The following is a 16940-nucleotide window of genomic DNA, read 5'->3' on the forward strand; positions in this document are numbered from 1 at the left end:
AACACCGCTTCGATCGCTGTGGTCACATGAGTCACGTTGAATGGTTTCCGAAGACAGTCAGACGCTCCGGCTAGGTGGAAGAGTTCCGTCAGCGACGGCTGCAGCGCCGCCGTCATCATAATCACCGGCGTCAGAGAACCCCCTTGCCGGAGTGCCTGCAGCACTTCCAGCCGTTCATGAGCGGCATCTGGAAATCCACCAGCATGACGTCCGGCCGTCCCGCACGGAATTGTTTCAGCGCCTCACGCCCGTTCTGTGCGGTCGAGATCCAGTATCCGTCAGACTCCAGCCGATCCCGCAGGACCGCCAGAAGCTCGGCGTCATCTTCCGCGATGGGGATTCACGTTTTCCTGATCCGTTCCGCGTCGAACATCGCGTGACAATTCACTCGAAGACGGGCGACATCTTTCCGGCACATTCTGCCTGGCAGTCCGGATCGCGGCCCGGAGCGTGTGTTCATCCGGCAGACCGACGAGGCGGCCTGACACCGAATAGAGCCGGCATTTCACGCCGAAATCGTCCCGTGATCGGGCCGCCACTTCCACGTCCTCGCCGTCAATGCGGATCGTCGGGGAGCCCGCGTGCCAATGTGTTTCAGGATGGCGAGCCCCCCAGCCCAGGCGGCGATCCCTCCCATGCCGATCACCGTCACGATCAGCATCCAGTCCAACACTGCCGTCACCTCCCTTCATCGGGTCGCCGCCTCGACGATCGCCTCCAGAATGCCGTCCTGAGTCTCGCCCAGCTTGTCCAGCTCCGGATGCCTGAACGGCGCGAAGGCGGCCGAGGGCTTGTAGTAGGTCACCACAGTCTTGCCGTCAGCCCGTTCGTACACATACAGCCGCAAGAGAATGGCGATACCGGCCGCCGGGTTGGTCTCGAACAAGGCCCTCCCGTACTGCGGATGAAACACCTCGATGGTCTGACTCCCCTTGATCTTCCTATTCATCATCGTCAGCATGTTCTGATGATTCATCTGGCCGACGACCATCAGCCGGTTCGTCTTCACCGCCGCCTCCAGTTGACTCACCGTCTGTTGGAACGGACTGTTCGCGATCTTCTCCACCGTCCGCTCAAGATCTGCCGCCCGGCTGTGCGACACGCCGGCGCCCACGGCCAGAGTCAGGATCAGCAACCAGAGCCCACATCGCGCTAGCCGAGCGCTTTTCATTGCTTCGCCCTTTCTATCCAACTGGATTGTGGTATCGCAGCTCATGCCGTTGCGGTCGACGTAACCACCCATCGCGCCGCGCCGATCACGCGCAGCACGCGCCCGTTACCCGTTCCCGGCAATGGGCCTCTTCCATCCGGACAGAGAAGCAATCTGTACGCCAGCCGCGCCGATCTTGGTTCCGCTTCCTAAGGCCTTGGAGTTTCAGCCACTTAGCCTGGCGGAGAGAAACCTTCACTCGTGGGAGACTGTTTCGTGAAACAGGCGGCTTGCTCGGGCTGTTTCAGAAGGGTGGTGTCCCCCTTTCCGTGGAAATTTAAAAGGCGTATCCTCCCGGCATCACCATAACCGGCCCTGGGGAGGGCCGAAACTAAAGGAGGAATACGCCTCTGAGCACGCAGGCTCCTCCAGTTCGGAGCACAGGGGAAGCCCGTTTGGGACCGGACCGGTTGACGGAGGCGTTGCGAGCACGGATCCGGGAGGTGATCGTCACGCTGGTGGAGGGCGAGCTGACAGAGACCCTGGCGGCCCTGCCGTCTCCACGCACGGAGGGACGGCGCGGGGATCGGCACGGGAGCGAGCCGCGGACCATCACGACGGGGTTGGGGGCGGCCCCGGTCGAGCGGCCGCGGGGGCGTCTGCGCAAGACGGCCGGTGGGGCGAAGGGCAGCGTTCCCGGCTGCCGCGGGATGAGCGCCGGGCGCGGGCCGTGGACGAGGCGGGGCTGGGGGCCTCTCGGACGGGCGCGAACCAGCGACGGATCACAGGCGCGCTGGCTCCGTTGCGGCGCGGGGCGCCGCTGTCGAAGCGCGCCAGCTCCCGGCTGGTGGGTCGGATGAAGAGCCTGGTTGAGCCATGGCGCCAGCGACCGCTGACGGCAGCGCGGGGCGTCGCTCTGGATCTGGACGCCGTGGCGCGGCGCGTGCGACTGGCGCAGCAGGTCGTGACCGCTTCGGTGTTGGTCGCGCTGGGCGTCCGGGTCGATGGGCAGCAGGGGGGCCTCGACCTGGAGCGGCTCACGAGCGTCGCGACCCCCGCCTGGCAAGGCCTCCTGGAAGGGCTGAGTGCCCGGGGGCTGCGCCGGCCGCGGCGGTGTGTGATCGACGGGCCCCCCGGCTGGCGCGCGGCGGGGGAGGCGACCTGGCCCGGCGTGACCGGGCCGCGCGGTCCGGTCCACACGCTGCCGGGGACCCGCCTGGCGGGTGTGGAACGGCATGCCCCGACGCAGGCCGTCGAGGAGATCCGCACGGACGATCACGCGATCGTCTACGCCGAGCCCCTCCACGCCACCCGGCACGCGTACCGGGCGTTTCTCAGCCAATGGCGCGCGCGAGCGCCCCAGGTGGCCGAGAGCCTCGAGGAAGCCGGCTAGGACCTGCTGACCGTTGACCGCTTCCCGAGGCGTCAGTGGAAGTCGCTGCGGCCCCCCAACGCCATTGAGCGGTTCCATGGGAGTTCCGCCGGCGGGTGAAGCCGCACGGGGCGTTGCCCACCGCGCAGGCGGTGGAACTCTTGCTGTTTGGGTTGATCCTGAGCGGGCAGATTCGGAGGCGCCGGTCGATGGCTGGCGCGACCTGGTGCCAGACGCGGCCGAGGAGGCTCCACGAGCCGCCTGAGCGCCGAGGCCAGGGGATGGACCGAGAGGAGATCGTTGATCCTGGGGCAAATGCGGAGGTCATTGCTCAAGCCAGATGCCGGGAGAAGCCAATTTCCACGGAAATCGGGACACAACCTTCAGAAGCCGGAGCGGACATCAGGGAGGCACCAAGAGAAAGGCTCACCGCGCGCGGTGATTGACCCGCTTTGGCCTTTTGCCGATACTAGCGACCGAAGGGACGAGCCGACGACATGAGGCTGAGGAGACTCCTCGGGGATCTTCGATCGACGGGGCCTTTGACGAAGGCGTCAGTCGTGGGGCTGCTCCTCCCGGGCACGCTCCTGCTGGATCAGCCAACTCGAGCTTTGGTCCAGTCCTGGAACAACCGTCCTCTCGATCTGCTCATCGAGCTTGTGAATCCCATTGGAAATGGGGTCACGCTCCTTGTGGCCTGTCTCCTGCTCTACCTTTTGATGTATCGGTCCCGGCGAGGCCGCCTGCAGGAGGCGGCGTGGCTGAGTGCCTGGGGGTTCGTTGCGGCGGGCTTGCTGGAGTTCACACTGAAGCACCTGGTTGGACGGCCGCGCCCCTCCGTAGCAGTCACCACAGACCTCCCCTTGGGTCCGACATTCAGTCCGGAGTTCGATTCCTTTCCCTCCGGCCATGCGACCTCTGTATTCGCTGTGGCCGCGGCCTTCGCCCATTTCTGTCCGAGGCTCCGATGGCCGCTCTATCTGCTTGCGACGACCGTGGCTCTGGGCCGGGTGTATCTGGACCGCCACTATCTCTCGGATGTCGTCGCGGGCGCGCTGATCGGCTGGCTCGTGATTCAGATTCTGGCCCGGAGACGATCCCGTACCGCACCGCAAGACCCCCCTGACTGCTGAGCGGACGCCGCCCCTCTGAACGGTCCGAGAATCCTCCCTGGTTGGTGAACCGAGTGGCAGGACCGGTCAGAACGGATACTCTAGGCCGGCGAAAACTGCTTTGCCTTCCGGTCCGAACCCGATGTCCACACGTCCCACGGTGTACGGCCGCGCCGCTGCGCGGACGCCGATTCCCGGATTGACCTCGTACCCGCGAAACGCGTCTCGATAGGAGCCCATGACGCGGCCGACATCAAGAAAAGGCGCGACTTCCCAATCAGCGACGGCTTTGAACAGGCGGGTTTGGAAGAGCCGGATGCGGGCTTCCGCATTCACGGCGAGCACCGTATCGTCTATGAACCGATCTTGTCCGAATCCGCGTAGCGTGTTCTCGCCGCCCAGGGTGCTGCGGTCAAAGAAGGGGATGTTCGGGCCGTTGACCGATTCCAGCAACACGCGGGCCGCGAGGACGACTTGCTTGTTGCGGAAAGAAGCTAGATGACGGGCGTCCAACCCGTAGCGCGTGTATAGGGCGTCCGGGCCGCGAAAGCTCTGGACGATCTCGCCGAACAGCAAGAGGTAGCTCCCTTCGGTCGGTGTGAACCAGGCGTCCCGGCTGTCATAGAGCGCCCAGAGCCGGTGGCTCAAGAGCGTCGCGCCGTCAACGCCCGGGACTGTGGGAAACGCGGTCTTCGTGAACGGGAACTGATCCTGGAAGGCGCCGGGTTGCACCGTATCGTCGCGCAAGAACTCCTGAACCCCCAGAATCCAGTGATCAGGGAGCTTCCAGCCCAACGAGACGCGAGCGCGCGATTCGCGCAACGTGTAATTGCTTTGATCCGCAAGACGACTCTGCTGCGTGAATCCGAAAAACCGTTCGGAGGCCGACTTGTCCAGTTCGACATTGAGGTCGAGCACGTAGCGGCCATCGCCGAAATTCCGGTCCAGGTAGTCGAGCCGCAGTCGCCGCTCGATTTTCGTGGAGTAGGAGGCCGTCAGCTTCAAGACCCGCGTCCCCGGCCAGAACCGAAAATACGTGCCCGCGACCTTGGTGCCGAACAGGTTGTCGTTGTAGAGGACGAGCGGCGTGACCATCTGTTGGATCTCGCCGGTCGCGTCGGTCCTCAAGATCGGCGCGATGAGCCCGACGCTGGCGCCCTGGTTCTTGGAAACCGGCACGACCGGGATCGGGATGACGCTCGTATCGGCTGCCGCCACGCACGGGCCCACCCAGAGCAGGAGCGAGCAGGCCAAGAGCGCGCTAGAGCTTACTCCGCCACGGCCGGCGCAGCGCCGCGGGTCAGATGAGCCAGAATCCCCAATCCCGCCAGGATCCAGAGGACCTGCCTGAGTCGCCGGAGCAGGGCAAACGCCAGGGCGCTCGGTGCGGGTAATCCAAACCACAAGAAGACCCCCATCGCACCCGCTTCCAAGGTCCCAACGTTGGCCGGCATAAACCCGGTGAGCCCTTGCACAATGAGCAGAAGCGCCTCGATGGCCACCGCATCCGCCGGATTCGCCGGCACTCCCAAGAGCACCATGACGAACCAGATTTCCACCGCACCGGACAGCCAGCCGAGCAAGTGCGCCACAGTGGAGAGCCAGAAGCGAGGGTTTCGCCCGCAGATGGAGTCCCTCACCAGGCAATCGATCGTCCGGAGAACCTCTTCGTGTCGATCGATCCGCAGGGGCAGGAAGTCGGCCCGGCGCCCGATGCCAAGAATCGGGCAAAACAGGCCTTTTCGCAGCCAGACAAGGACTCCGACAATTCCTATCCCACCGATGAACAGCCCGGCCCACACGGTTGGGTACAAGGCGTGCGCTGCCGGCACTTCCAAGGGGATCACCATCAGCCCCATGAGCAGAAATACCAGCTCTGCCAACGTAATCGTGGCCTTGGCTACCACCACCGACGCGACGGCCGGAGCCCAGGCCACCTCGTGCAGCCGAAGGATATAGACCTTCGTCAGTTCCCCCGCCAGCGACCAGGTGGGAGCAAGGTCATGGATCGCTTTGGCCGCCAGCCGGTACCGAAAGAGATCACGATACCGCAGCGGGCAGCCTGGCACCGGGAACGCCAACTGCCAGCCGACCGTGTCCCACACAGCCACCAACAGATAGGGGACCGCGACCAGAAGGGATCGCCAACCCGCACTCTTCACCGTGCTTGCAATACTGGCTGGTCCTGTCTGCCAAAGAAGCCCGGCCAGCAAGAGAAGACCGGCGGCCAGCACGAACCAGGTGACCGTCCGACAGGTCAACCGGGCCGCCCACCCCTCGGCCGGTGCGGAGACCGCCTCCATGTTTCGCCTCCAGATTACTGCTCGGTGTAGAAGAGAAACTGGACTCCGAACAGGGACAGCAGAATTGGCCAGAGCAGGGGGCCCCATGGCCCCGGCAGCACCCCGCGGTCCGACAATAGCTTGCTCGTCCCGATTAGGACCCCGAGGACTGCTCCAGCGATGTGATGGAGGTACACGCGGGGCGTCAACACGTGAATCTGGGAATGGAGTCCGAGGAGCAGCCCCGAGGCGATCCCCAACAATGGAAAAACGAGTGCCCACCCTCGGCTGCACAGGCACCCGTTGGTTCGCAGACCCTCGATGATCCCGATCGCCAACACCACCACGGCGGCCACCTTATGCTGGCGCGTCTCGGGATCGCGCAAGGTTTCCAGCAGGCCGATCGATCCCCACGGCCAGTTATCGGGATCGCTGCGGATGAACAAGAACGTCCCGAAGAGCACCCACCCGGCAGGCCACAGCCACCGCAGCGCCTGCCGGTGAGGGCGCCGGGTGATCCCGACCTCGGTCCCCATCGCCAGCAGGCCGAGCAGCAACACGGCCGCGCCCGCGGCATGGTGATTGAATTCCGAATAGCGGATTTTCTCGATGGGGCGCGGACCCGGATGGACATGCACGGGACTGGTCTCGGGCATGGCGAGGGCGGGGGACGCGACCGACGTGGCCGCCGGGCTGCCACTGAGAACGATCAGCAGCAGGAACAACCAGACCCAGACAAGGGGAGATTGCATCGGTGAGGACCTCCTGCTCAACCTGTTCAAGTGGACGTGCGCCTGGGCCAGATGGCCCGAAGCGCACAGACGACGGCCTGATCGGCCCGAACCGACAGACATTCGACCGGCGTCCGCCCCTTCAGCCCGCCCACCCAGAGCACGGCCAGCAGGGTGCCCACCATCACAACCGTATTCTGCCATGAGGCCAATTCCCAGTGGCCGCTCCAAGAGCAGCCCCAGCCGCTCATCGGCCAGAAATAACGGACCGGGGGCCCGCCGGTCCCGATGATATCCAGGAGGAGATGCAGGTGAAAGGCCGCCAGCGCCAGGATCGCAGTTCCATGGCCCTGCTCGGCCATGCGGCTGAGGAAGGCGATCATGAGCGCCCCCCCGACGAGGCTATGGCCAACCACCCGGTGCGCGGCTAGGTAGGCCTCCTCGCTCCAGAGCAGACCGACTCCGTCCAGATCGGGGAGAAGCCCGGCCAGGACAATCAGATCTCGGTCCCGCCGGCTCACGGCCCGAAGATTGGCAACCACCCAGCTCAGACCTAGATGGGTCAAGACATGGAGTGCGGTGAGCATGCCACGGGATCCTTTCCATTAGCCGATTTCTCTAGCACCTGCACCTGTCCGGTGGCTCCATCGAGATGGATGAGGTCGCCGTCCTGAAGCCGGTCCATGATGCCTGGCACATTTACGACCGTCGGAAGCCCGTATTCTCTGGCCAGAATCGCGCCGTGAGAGAGCATGCCGCCCATCTCCGCGACAAGGCCCCGGACCAACGGAAACAGCGGAGTCCACACCGGGTCGATGACGGGCAGGACCAAAATGTCGGCCCCGTCCAGATGGGCGACTTCCTGGCCGGCCCGAAGCACGCGCGCTTTCCCGGTCACACAGCCTGGGCTCACACCGAGCCCGGAAAACACGGATGCCACGCTCCAGTCGCCTTTCTGGATTAGGCCGGGCGAGACGAAGGACGGATGCTCGCCCTCGAGCAGATCCGGCACCTCCAAGGCCGCCTCCTGCTCCCGTTCGTGCCGGCGCGATTCGAGGAGTCTTGCCCACTCCATCGCGGAGCGCTGCCCAAGCAAGATGGTGGGCAGTTCCTCCCATGTGACCAGGAAGATCTCTTGCGGCGCGGTCAGGATCTGCCGCTGGACGGCTCGCCGGCCAATCTCCAACGCCACCCGGCGCAATTCCACAACGAGCAGCGTGGTGACATGACGAACCTCATCCCGCAGCGCGAGCAACCGGCAGAGGCCGCCATAGATTGCCCGAAAGATCCACCAGCGGAGAGGCACCCCTTCGCGCCAACCCGGGAAGAGAGCCTGCCGCACCTCTTCCACAGCCCGACGCCGGACATGCCGACGGATCTGAACATGGCTCTCGACCTCCTCCAACGTCTGAGTCTGCACATAAGCCTGAAGGATTCGAAACAGCGGTGTGGGATCTTCACGAAACCGTGGAGACATCACATCGGACTCGTATGGAGCCCGATGGCCGAACTCGTCGAGAAACTGCTCGAACTCCGCCAGGAACCGGGTCCCGGCCAGTTCGGCCCGATACCGGCGAGCCAGCTCACGGGCATCCTGCGAAAAGACGATCCTGACTCGTTCTTCCCTTCTGGCCAGCGCGCCCAGTGCCATCAATCGGTGAGTCAAACGGGCATTCGGGAGCGTTCCGAGACCCGTGAGCAGCCGGCCGAGGAGCTCAGGGGATCGCTCAGGGAGCCACGCGGCTAGAAGGTTCTCGAGCACAAGATAGACTTGCGTCTCAGCCGAGATGACCTCCTGGATCCGGCATAGCGTCGCTTCGTGCACCATGGCGCCCATGAATGGGGTGATTTGGGTTTGCAGGGCCTGATCTGTGAGCACCTGCAGCGGTACTCGCCCTAGCCGCTTGGCTATCGTCCGAACATGACGGAACAGCCACTGAGCCCGAACAGGCGTCCAAACAAGGGACACGGCGAGTTCGCAAGCCAGCCGCAGGAGTTCCCTGTTCCTCACAGTCGGTCTGTGGGGGACAGGGATGCGCGTTGATGAATCGGCCCCACCCAGTAATCTGGGGACGATGCCGGGCTCTCCACCGCGCGCCGCAGTCATCTGTTGAAGGAGGGTGAGATTCAGGTAAGGCCGTCCGCGAAAGCTCTTGACCAACCGGACCTCCGGTGGGACCGGATAGCCCCGCTTGCCGTAATACGCCCGGAACATCCTGTCGAGGAAGATCTGGAGATACGACAGTGCGAGCACGCTCGGCTGTTCCGGGAAGATTTCCTTCAGATTGGCCCTTGTCCAGACCATGCCCTTGGCCGTGCCGTCTGGCAGGATGCTGATCGGGCGGGCCTGGAGGATCCAGAACGCGTGCCCGTCGAAGGCCCATTCGACATCCTGGGGCGTTCCTGCGCACCGCTCGATCTGTTTCACCAACTTGGCCAACTGGAGCGCTTGGGGCTCGGTCAAGACCGCCGCGCGTCGCTTGGGCCTCGGCACCGAGACATCTATGAGGCGGCCATCGCGCCAGATGGTCATGTGGGTTTTCCGCACGATGCGCTCATGTGCCACGACTGGCTCCACTCCCGTGGATTCATCAGGGATCCGGACGGTGAACTCATCGGGGATCACCCTGCCAGCCATCAGAGGTTCGCCGATTCCCCAGACGGCGTTGATTCTCACGAGGCTTCTCTCGCCGCTGATTGGATCGGCCGAGAAAGCAACGCCGGCACGCTCGGCGGCGATCAGCCCCTGAACGATCACGGCCATGACAACGTCGGGATGAGCCAGCCCGGCACGTTGCCGATAGGCCCACGCCTGCTCGGTCCACAGAGCCGCCCAGCAGGCCTTCACTTTCGCTAGGACCAATTCCGGGTCGCAGAGTCCGAGGTAACTGGCGTAAATCCCGGCGTGGGACGCCCGGTCCGTGTCCTCGCAGGTTGCCGACGAACGCACCACCAGGCCGCCGTGCCAGGTCGCGATCAGCCGAGCGAGCGCCGGACGAATGACCGCCACGATGTCCGGCAAAAGCGGCATCTCTTCGATATGCCACCGGATTGCCGCCAAGAGATCGTTCCCATCGCCCGATCGCCAGCCCGGTGCCCGGACCAGGAGCCGTTCGATCAGCGGCAGAGCGCCGCATGCCTCCAGCCAGGTACGAGAGAGCGCAGTCGTGAGGCAGATGCCATCCGGTACTGGGATGCCAAGGCGAAGCAACCGGGCGAGGCTGCTCGCCTTTCCCCCACAGAGTCCCGGATCCCACGCCTCACGCAACTCGATCACCCATGACTGGGATGACATCGGTACCCCCTTATCGGTCTCCTTGCGAAGGCGGTGTGTTTCTAAATAATCCTCGGCAACGCTCCCGTCCGTAAGCCAGATCACACACTCGGGTTAATGAGTTATTAATCAGAGCATGAAATACTTGACATTTGACTGGCGATGGTTATCAGTCGGCCATGCGTGCTCGAGTCCGCGATGCGCGCCACCTGACGCCCGACGCCCAAGAGGCCTTGCGCGAGAAGGCGGTGACCGCCGTCACGCAACAGGGGCGTACCAAGGCCGAGGTCTGTCGGCTCTTCGGCATCAGTCGGCAAGCCCTGTACACCTGGTTGAAGCGCCAGGCGCGGGGTGGCCGGCACCCGTTGAAAGCGCGCCCCCGGGGCCGGCCGCGTGGCGGCCAGCTCAAGGGCTGGCAAGCGGCCCAGGTCGTCCGCACCTTGACCCACTGCGGTCCGGAGCAGATGCACTTGCCGTGCTCCTTGTGGACCCGCGAAGCGGTCGGCGAGCTGATCGCGCGCCGGTACGGGCTTCGGTTGTCGGTCTGGACCGTCGGTCGCTCCCTGCGGGCCTGGGGCTTCACCCCGCAGCAGCCACTGCGACGGGCCTATGAGCGAGATCCGAAGGCGGTGCAGCGCTGGCTGGAGGTCGAGTATCCCCGGATTCGGGCAGCGGCCAAGCGCGCGGGAGCCCAGATCTACTGGGGCGACGAGATGGGGCTGCGCTCGGACCATCAGGCAGGCACCAGTTGGGGCCAGCGCGGCCAGACGCCGGTGATCCGCGGCCCCGGTCGACGCTTTCGCTGCAACATGATCTCGGCCATCACCAATCGCGGCCGGCTGTACTTCATGGGGTTCCGGCATCGCTTCACCGCGCGCGTCTTCCTCCAATTCTGCCGTCGCTTGCTCCGGCACGTGAGGCATCCCGTCTTTCTGATCGTGGATGGGCATCCCGTGCATACCGCGGCCGTCACCCAGCGGTGGCTCCAGCACCACCGCGATCGGCTGCGTCTGTTTTTCCTGCCACCCTACAGCCCGGAACTGAACCCCGACGACTATCTGAACCAAGACGTCAAGACCAACGCGCTGGGCCGTCGGCCGCCTCGGGACGCGGATGAGCTGGCGGCCAACGTCCGTGGCTATCTTCCCAGCATCCAGCGCATGCCGGCCGTGGTACAAACCTTCTTCCACCACCCTGCGGTCCGCTATGCGGCTGAGTGAGAGGCGTCAAGTATGTTGCGCTCCCGGTAATAGCAAGTGATGTGCCACGAGCGGTGCCACTGGAGCCGCATGTGGGCAGCCAATCGATTGATGATTTCAACCGGTTGGCGAGGGAGCGAATGCGGAGACGAGGAGTTGTGCGTCGGGAGGCTGTTTCACGAAACAGCAGATCCGTTCCGGTGTTTCACGGCTGGCCGCCTGAGCCGCTGCCACCGCGGGTTGGCAGTTCTTGAGGAAGCTGCCATTTCCTGAGCTTGCGCCAAAGGGTCGCCCGGCCGATTCCCAGCATGCGAGCCGCTGCCGATTTGTTCCCACCGGCTTGTTTGATAGCGTGGAGAATTCGTGCCTTCTCCTCTTCGTGCGGCCGTTGCGCCTTTGCACGCACCTCTTCCGGGAGATCGGCCAATGTCAGTATAACACCCTGCGCACGGACAAAGGCATGTTCGAGGGCATTCTCAAGCTCGCGGATGTTCCCAGGCCAGGAATAATCGAGCAACGCACCCATGGCTCGCGCATCGGGCCCGAGGATGTGCTTGTTCATCTCGTGATTGAACTTGGTGACAAAATGTTTGATCAGCAGCGGGATGTCCTCCTTTCGGTCCCGCAGCGGCGGCAGGTGGATCGGAACGACTTTCAACCGGTAGTACAGATCTTCCCGGATCGCTCCTCGCGCGAGTTGCTCTTTGAGATCTCTGTTCGTCGAGGCCAGGATCCGGACATTCATTTTCCGGGTCTTTGTCTCGCCGACCCGCTCAAACTCCTTCTCTTGGAGCACCCGCAACAGCTTGACCTGGAGATAGGGGCTCAGTTCCCCGATCTCGTCCAGCAGAAGGGTGCCGCCGTCTGCGGCTTCAAACCGACCGATCCGGGCATGGACCGCCCCGGTAAAAGCCCCTCGGACATGACCAAACAGTTCGGTTTCCAGGAGCGTCTCGGGCAGGGCGGAGCAATTGACCTTGAGAAACGGGCGTGTGGACCTGGGGCTGAGGTGATGAATCGCTTGCGCCACGAGCTCCTTCCCGGTGCCGCTTTCCCCCGTGATCAGCACCGTGACATCCGTCGGGCTAACCTGCCGGATCAGATCGAACACCTCTTGCATCCCTCGGCTTTTACCAATGATCTTATCGAATTGGTATTTTCTTCGTAGCTCCTCCTTCAGTAAACGGTACTCTGAGATGTCGCGGAAGGATACCACGACCCCCTTGGTATGACCGCGTGAATCCCTGAGCAGGGCCGTCGTCAACGCAATGGTCCGCGCTCCGCCATCCTTTCGGCGAATTTCAACTTCACTATCAGCGGTGAACCGCCCATTCTGGGCTTCCGCCATCAAGCAGCGGGAATCGCACAGCGATCCTTCAAGGATCTCGGTACAGGGACGGTGAAGGATCTCGGACGGGGTAAAGCCGGTGATCTCAGAGGCGGCCGGGTTACAATAGATCACGGTCAGGGAAGGATCTACCACCAGGATTCCTTCTCTGAGGTTGTCGAGGATGGCGACAACATCCGGCTCGTTGAGCAACGACATGGATGGCGCCTTCAAATAAGGAGCACGTATGCTTGTCGATCCCGACGGAGCTCTTTGGATTTCTATGACGGTGCCACACGCCAACCGAAGTGGATCGATCTGCTCGCCCTCCGCATGAATGCTCGTCTACCCTCGCCTTGAAGGCAGATCAGCGACGGCACGAGCGGCGCGTTTCTCGGCAGCGACCACATCGCCCAGGCAACACCGCCCGGAAGGATTTTCCACCTCGCAACGGCAGTTCCCGGCCTTGACCTCCGCCCGAATACGGGACGCGGCTGTGGACCGACCGGTCCGCTTGATTTCCTCGCGGATCATACGCTCCGTCACGTTGAAGCAATAGCACACCGGGATCGGATCCTCCGTTTCCTTGGCTCCCACCCGGACCCGAAGCTGGGTTTTCAGGACTTGCAAGCCGTCTGCCGTGTAGTAGACCACCGGACAGGTCGGAGTGTCGCAGAAAGCGTAGGCCCTCCCCTTGACGGTGTCATGGAACTCCGGCTTGATGAGCGCTGCGACTGTTTCGTGAGTCACCGGTTTTCCCGGCTGCATGCAGCTGTTACAACGCTTTGGCTCTTTCGGCTCAGGTCTCGGTGGGTGGTTCCGGCAGCAATCATCCATGCTTCACCTCTCGGGCCCTGTCGGTACCGGACGGTCGCGTTGCAGCGTCGGCGCAGCACTGATGGCCTGCGCCGGCCCGTGGCCCGGACAAGCCGTACACTAAGATCCCAAGAGAGACGAGCAAAACGGGAAGCAACACATAATCGAGATATCCGGTCAGTGCGGCTAGTCCGACCGCCCCGAGTAACAGGACGAGAACCGGCGTAAAACAGCAGAGCGCGGCCAAGCCTGCCCCGATGCCGCCGATCCAGATCCACCGACTGCGGGATTGTTCTTCCATGGAATGCTCTCCTTTACTCCAGTGGTGACGTGCCTCGTTGCTTCCTCCAGAGCGCCACGTCATCCCTCTCGCCGGAAGGGCGCGCTGCCCCATGGTCACGAGTCAAGCGGAGAGCCGTTCCAAGTCGTTGCGAGAAAACGGACAACATGTTCATCCCCTCCGTCTTCCTGGCCACGGATCTTCCGGATCTCATCCGGACTTTCATCTCATGCCTCAACTTGCACCTTCAGCGAGGCTCGGCCGCTCATACGACGACTCCTGTCTTTGAGCCCTTCACCGGCGAAAGGACATCCTTACCGCTTGATCTGTAGCGGGCGGGAATCCTTGACCACCCGGAATCGGACCTCGCCGGCGTGCGTGTAGGTGGAGACCTGCGGCCCTAGATACAGGTCGACGCGATAGAGGCCGGGGGACCAGCCACCTTGGTGCCGGACTAACCGGAAATACCCGGATCGCTCGTTCAGGCCCAGCAGAATCGTGTCGGTGCCAACCAGGGTGCCCGGCGCCAGCCCTCTCACCTGTTCGGCGACCCACCGGCTGGTGACCTTGACCTCGAGGTCCTCTTGGTTGCTCGTCAGGGTAAAGACCAGGTAGACCTCCGGGTCCTGCTGCTGAAAGGTATCCGTCGGGTTGACGGGGATGAACTCATGGAGCCCGGTTTGAACATCGTCCTGGATCACCGTGCGCGCCGTGATGAGCTGCCGGAACGCGCCATGCACCGTGTCCGTGCCGATCGGGGTGAGTTCGTCCAGGGTCGGCAACGGCTCGACATATTTGTGACCGTTGCGCAACGGGGGCAGCGGATATTCATAGGGCTCGGGTCCCAAGCGCTCACCCTGGACCACCACCTCAGACGCCTCATGGGTGCCGAGATCAGCCTGGATATGGAGGCGCGCTTCCTCAAGCGCCGCCTGCACCTTCGCCAGGTCCGGAAAATTCAGGGCATAGAAGTCCTCGTGCCGCCAATCCCGGATTGCCAGAACCCGCTCATACCGTGCGATGGCCTCGCGCCAGCGGCCCAGCTTCGCCAAGCACCGGCCGATTTGAAACACGGAATCCGGATAGAACTCCGCAAACTTCGTCAGCTTGATCCCCGTTTCGAACGCCTCGATGGCCGCCTCATAGCGACCCAGTTCCATGCGGGTGAGGCCAAGGTCGTACCACGCCCGATGGTCTTCGGGGTTCAGCGTCAGCGCCTTTTGGAGGACGGGTTCGGCCTCGCGGTAGCGACCTTGCTCGATCAGCCGCCACGCCTGGCCCCGGGTCAACACTGCCTCCTTCAGATTTCGCGAAGAGTACCACGGGAGCTTGCGGAGGGTCTGCGATTGATCCCACCGCCGGCCCCTGTCATAGCTTTCCCCTCGCAGGAGAGCAAGCAAGTCCTGCGCCGCGGCCCACTCGGGCTCGCCTTGGCGGGTGCGGGTCAACACCCTGTCCACCTCGCGACGACTCCCCGGATAATCCAGGATGTCAAACAGCGCGCGGGCCAACTGCAACCGCAGCGCGGGATGATCCGGCTCAAGCTCAACGGCGCGCCGATAGCTCAGGGCGGCGTCTTCCAGGCGATCCGCTTGGCTGAGCGCTCTGGCCAGCCGGAGATGCGCTAAGGGATTGTCGGGATCCAGCCTCACAATTTCCTGCAGGCTTTCGATGGCCTGGCGCTGCGCCCCCATGCGATCCAGCAGCGCCCACAGGGCCCACTGCACGTCCAGCGCATCCGGCGCGCGGGCCGCGGCTTCACGGTAGGCCGCCACCGCCTCCTCATTGCGCCGGAAGGACATCAGCACATCGCCCCGTACCTTATAGAGTCGGTAATCACCCGGGGCGAGCCGTGCGGCCTCTCGCAGCCGCTCGAGCGCCAGGTACAAGGTGCCCTGGTGAAGAAAGGCTTCGGCCTCCGCAAGGATTGGGCCGATCCCCTCATCCGCTGCCGGATCGAGAGGCCCCCCTAACACACTCGCCAGCAGGACTGGCAGAAGAACGCGGCGTCCACGGACGCGCCGGCGCCCCAGGGTCAGACCAGGCTCAGTGGCCACAACAGTCCTCTCGCTGCACCGGCCCGGTGCCGGCAAGGCATTCCTTGTACGCTGCCCACGCCTTGCCCGCCCACTCCTCCCCCGGGCACCCTTGCATGGTCATCGCGACCTCGAGAAACTCGATGAACTCCTCTCGTGTGATCCCTTTGTCGCAGGCCATCTGCACATAGGCCCGGATACAGGGTTCGCAGCGGATGGCCACCGAGATCGCCATGGCCGTAAGCAGCTTGTATTTCGCGGCTACCGTCGCATCGCGATAGGCCTCCTGCCGCATGCGCAGTAAGCCTCCGGTGACTTTCGGACTGAGTCGGCGAAGCTCTTCAAACTCCGTGACCCGTCCGGTCGGGACCGCCGTATGATCTGGCATTCCTCTCCCTCCTCTCCTGTTATCGTTGTCCCTGAGCCTGGGGGGCCGCTTCCACGACGGCGCGGGGCCCGGCTGGCTGCTGCTCCACCACGATCTTCCCGACCATTTGGTGCCCTGGCAAATCGCAGCGATACTCAAACGTGCCGACCGCGGTCGGCACAAACTGAATCTCTTCCCGCCCGCCCGACGGAATGAGCACCCGTTCCAACCCTTTCTCCCCAAACTGCGTCGCGCCGTTGCCGTCCACATGAAGCGGCACCCCCTCCAGCAAGCGCTTCGGCACAACCGCGTGCAGCTCGGCATCCTGGTTGTGGAAGACCAGCTCCACCCGTCGCCCCACCGGCACCGTGACCGGAGAAGGCCGGAATTCCCTCGCCTTGATGGTAATGAGCAGGCGAACCACCTGGCCGGGCAGTTCAGGCTCTCCTGCCTGAACCTGCCCCCAGCCAGCGTGCAGCCCCGCCGCCAGCATGGACAGCGCGACAAACGCGCTCCCGAGAGACCGGCCCCCACACACGACGGCCCTCCGCACCTGTGCATTGGTCCGCAGAACGATTACTTGAAGCGGTCCCAGACCCAGCTCCATGGCCCCTCCTGCTCGGCAGACCGGGCCATCAGCGTTCCGTTCGGCACCACGCTGGCCCGATAGGAAGACAGGATCGTGCCGGCGCTCGCGACCGCCTGGATCAATTGCTCGTGGCTGACGCGACCGGGGGCGACTTCGACGACAGCCCCACCGCGCGCGTAGCTCACGTCGGCGCGCTTGACGCCCGGCACCGCGAGCAGCGCCCGCCGAATCCCCTTTTCGCAGCTCGCGCAAGTCCAGCCGTCAATCTTGAGCGTGATGATCTCGTCAGCCGGGCCAGCCAGCGGGGCATCCTGTGACGGAGCGGCGTCCACCACGGCTTGCCCCCAGAACATCACTCCGGCGACGATCCACAGAACTCCAAGCAAGGCCCTTCTCATTCGGATG

At 63.9% G+C, this 16940-nt stretch carries 19 protein-coding genes; 4 read left to right on the forward strand and 15 right to left on the reverse strand.

Translation table 11 applies throughout. From position 1 onward, the window contains the following. Positions 1-130 precede the first annotated feature (130 nt). The 3 genes from ACWHYQ_RS00565 to ACWHYQ_RS00575 form a co-directional block, all read right to left on the reverse strand. Positions 131-340 (reverse strand): response regulator, encoded by a 210-nt coding sequence (locus tag ACWHYQ_RS00565; protein WP_447975612.1) that lies wholly within the window; start codon positions 338-340, stop codon positions 131-133. A gap of 165 nt (positions 341-505) precedes the next feature. Continuing rightward, positions 506-682, reverse strand: a complete 177-nt coding sequence (locus tag ACWHYQ_RS00570) for a hypothetical protein (RefSeq protein WP_447973857.1) — start codon at positions 680-682, stop codon at positions 506-508. 6 nt (positions 683-688) lie between these two features. After that, a complete protein-coding gene (locus tag ACWHYQ_RS00575) occupies positions 689-1135 on the reverse strand; it encodes a DUF302 domain-containing protein (RefSeq protein WP_447973858.1) in 447 nt (148 codons plus the stop codon). Positions 1136-1632: 497 nt separating this feature from the next. Between ACWHYQ_RS00575 and ACWHYQ_RS00580 the strand changes: the two genes are divergently transcribed. The 3 genes from ACWHYQ_RS00580 (at position 1633) to ACWHYQ_RS00590 (ending at position 3655) form a co-directional block, all read left to right on the forward strand. Then, positions 1633-2010: a hypothetical protein gene (locus tag ACWHYQ_RS00580; protein WP_447975621.1), complete on the forward strand. Its 378-nt coding sequence runs from the start codon at positions 1633-1635 to the stop codon at positions 2008-2010. Continuing rightward, the gene (locus tag ACWHYQ_RS00585; protein WP_447975613.1) at positions 1896-2543 is read left to right on the forward strand and encodes a transposase; all 648 of its coding nucleotides are present in this window, start codon (positions 1896-1898) and stop codon (positions 2541-2543) included. The genes ACWHYQ_RS00580 and ACWHYQ_RS00585 overlap by 115 nt, the downstream gene beginning before the upstream one ends. Positions 2544-3064: 521 nt before the next feature. Continuing rightward, positions 3065-3655 carry a phosphatase PAP2 family protein gene (locus ACWHYQ_RS00590; RefSeq protein WP_447973859.1) on the forward strand — a complete coding sequence of 197 codons (591 nt, stop codon included), beginning with the start codon at positions 3065-3067 and terminating at the stop codon, positions 3653-3655. A 66-nt stretch (positions 3656-3721) separates the two neighbouring features. Here ACWHYQ_RS00590 and ACWHYQ_RS00595 read toward each other — a convergent pair whose 3' ends face one another. The 5 genes from ACWHYQ_RS00595 to ACWHYQ_RS00615 are packed head-to-tail and all read right to left on the reverse strand — an operon-like array spanning position 3722 to position 9942. Next, positions 3722-4852: a BamA/TamA family outer membrane protein gene (locus ACWHYQ_RS00595; RefSeq protein WP_447973860.1), complete on the reverse strand. Its 1131-nt coding sequence runs from the start codon at positions 4850-4852 to the stop codon at positions 3722-3724. Between the two features lie 50 nt (positions 4853-4902). After that, complete coding sequence (locus ACWHYQ_RS00600; RefSeq protein WP_447973861.1) at positions 4903-5937, reverse strand: lysylphosphatidylglycerol synthase domain-containing protein; 1035 nt, start codon at positions 5935-5937, stop codon at positions 4903-4905. A 14-nt stretch (positions 5938-5951) separates the two neighbouring features. Further along, the gene (locus ACWHYQ_RS00605) at positions 5952-6668 is read right to left on the reverse strand and encodes a hypothetical protein (protein ID WP_447973862.1); all 717 of its coding nucleotides are present in this window, start codon (positions 6666-6668) and stop codon (positions 5952-5954) included. A gap of 26 nt (positions 6669-6694) precedes the next feature. Then, complete coding sequence (locus ACWHYQ_RS00610; protein ID WP_447973863.1) at positions 6695-7234, reverse strand: metal-dependent hydrolase; 540 nt, start codon at positions 7232-7234, stop codon at positions 6695-6697. After that, positions 7210-9942, reverse strand: coding sequence for a PEP/pyruvate-binding domain-containing protein (locus ACWHYQ_RS00615; RefSeq protein ID WP_447973864.1), 2733 nt, complete (start codon positions 9940-9942; stop codon positions 7210-7212). Before ACWHYQ_RS00615 ends, ACWHYQ_RS00610 begins: the two co-directional genes overlap by 25 nt. A 158-nt stretch (positions 9943-10100) precedes the next feature. Between ACWHYQ_RS00615 and ACWHYQ_RS00620 the strand changes: the two genes are divergently transcribed. Next, entirely contained in the window at positions 10101-11141 is a 1041-nt protein-coding gene (locus tag ACWHYQ_RS00620) for an IS630 family transposase (RefSeq protein ID WP_447973865.1), read from the forward strand. 184 nt (positions 11142-11325) lie between these two features. Here ACWHYQ_RS00620 and ACWHYQ_RS00625 read toward each other — a convergent pair whose 3' ends face one another. From ACWHYQ_RS00625 to ACWHYQ_RS00655, 7 genes are all read right to left on the reverse strand, one after another. Beyond that, positions 11326-12666, reverse strand: coding sequence for a sigma-54 interaction domain-containing protein (locus ACWHYQ_RS00625; protein WP_447973866.1), 1341 nt, complete (start codon positions 12664-12666; stop codon positions 11326-11328). 126 nt (positions 12667-12792) lie between these two features. Further along, positions 12793-13284 (reverse strand): putative iron-sulfur cluster-binding metallochaperone, encoded by a 492-nt coding sequence (locus tag ACWHYQ_RS00630; RefSeq protein ID WP_447973867.1) that lies wholly within the window; start codon positions 13282-13284, stop codon positions 12793-12795. Beyond that, the gene (gene merF / locus ACWHYQ_RS00635; RefSeq protein WP_447973868.1) at positions 13277-13564 is read right to left on the reverse strand and encodes a mercury resistance system transport protein MerF; all 288 of its coding nucleotides are present in this window, start codon (positions 13562-13564) and stop codon (positions 13277-13279) included. Before merF ends, ACWHYQ_RS00630 begins: the two co-directional genes overlap by 8 nt. Positions 13565-13857: 293 nt before the next feature. Then, positions 13858-15519, reverse strand: a complete 1662-nt coding sequence (locus ACWHYQ_RS00640) for a tetratricopeptide repeat protein (RefSeq protein WP_447973869.1) — start codon at positions 15517-15519, stop codon at positions 13858-13860. Between the two features lie 70 nt (positions 15520-15589). Further along, entirely contained in the window at positions 15590-15967 is a 378-nt protein-coding gene (locus ACWHYQ_RS00645) for a carboxymuconolactone decarboxylase family protein (RefSeq protein WP_447973870.1), read from the reverse strand. A gap of 19 nt (positions 15968-15986) precedes the next feature. Further along, positions 15987-16553, reverse strand: coding sequence for a cupredoxin domain-containing protein (locus ACWHYQ_RS00650; protein ID WP_447973871.1), 567 nt, complete (start codon positions 16551-16553; stop codon positions 15987-15989). Continuing rightward, positions 16523-16933: a heavy-metal-associated domain-containing protein gene (locus ACWHYQ_RS00655; RefSeq protein WP_447973872.1), complete on the reverse strand. Its 411-nt coding sequence runs from the start codon at positions 16931-16933 to the stop codon at positions 16523-16525. The genes ACWHYQ_RS00650 and ACWHYQ_RS00655 overlap by 31 nt, the downstream gene beginning before the upstream one ends. Between the last annotated feature and the right edge of the window lie 7 nt (positions 16934-16940).

The organism is Nitrospira sp. Kam-Ns4a, assembly GCF_965152595.1.

Excerpts from the sequence above, each read along its gene's own strand:
- ACWHYQ_RS00645 (WP_447973870.1), bottom strand. The coding sequence starts at position 15,967 with ATGCCAGATCATACGGCGGTCCCGACCGGACGGGTCACGGAGTTTGAA.
- ACWHYQ_RS00655 (WP_447973872.1), bottom strand. The coding sequence starts at position 16,933 with ATGAGAAGGGCCTTGCTTGGAGTTCTGTGGATCGTCGCCGGAGTGATG.
- ACWHYQ_RS00605 (WP_447973862.1), bottom strand. The coding sequence starts at position 6,668 with ATGCAATCTCCCCTTGTCTGGGTCTGGTTGTTCCTGCTGCTGATCGTT.
- ACWHYQ_RS00650 (WP_447973871.1), bottom strand. The coding sequence starts at position 16,553 with ATGGAGCTGGGTCTGGGACCGCTTCAAGTAATCGTTCTGCGGACCAAT.
- ACWHYQ_RS00600 (WP_447973861.1), bottom strand. The coding sequence starts at position 5,937 with ATGGAGGCGGTCTCCGCACCGGCCGAGGGGTGGGCGGCCCGGTTGACC.
- ACWHYQ_RS00610 (WP_447973863.1), bottom strand. The coding sequence starts at position 7,234 with ATGCTCACCGCACTCCATGTCTTGACCCATCTAGGTCTGAGCTGGGTG.
- ACWHYQ_RS00625 (WP_447973866.1), bottom strand. The coding sequence starts at position 12,666 with ATGTCGTTGCTCAACGAGCCGGATGTTGTCGCCATCCTCGACAACCTC.
- ACWHYQ_RS00630 (WP_447973867.1), bottom strand. The coding sequence starts at position 13,284 with ATGGATGATTGCTGCCGGAACCACCCACCGAGACCTGAGCCGAAAGAG.
- ACWHYQ_RS00615 (WP_447973864.1), bottom strand. The coding sequence starts at position 9,942 with ATGTCATCCCAGTCATGGGTGATCGAGTTGCGTGAGGCGTGGGATCCG.
- ACWHYQ_RS00620 (WP_447973865.1), top strand. The coding sequence starts at position 10,101 with ATGCGTGCTCGAGTCCGCGATGCGCGCCACCTGACGCCCGACGCCCAA.
- merF (WP_447973868.1), bottom strand. The coding sequence starts at position 13,564 with ATGGAAGAACAATCCCGCAGTCGGTGGATCTGGATCGGCGGCATCGGG.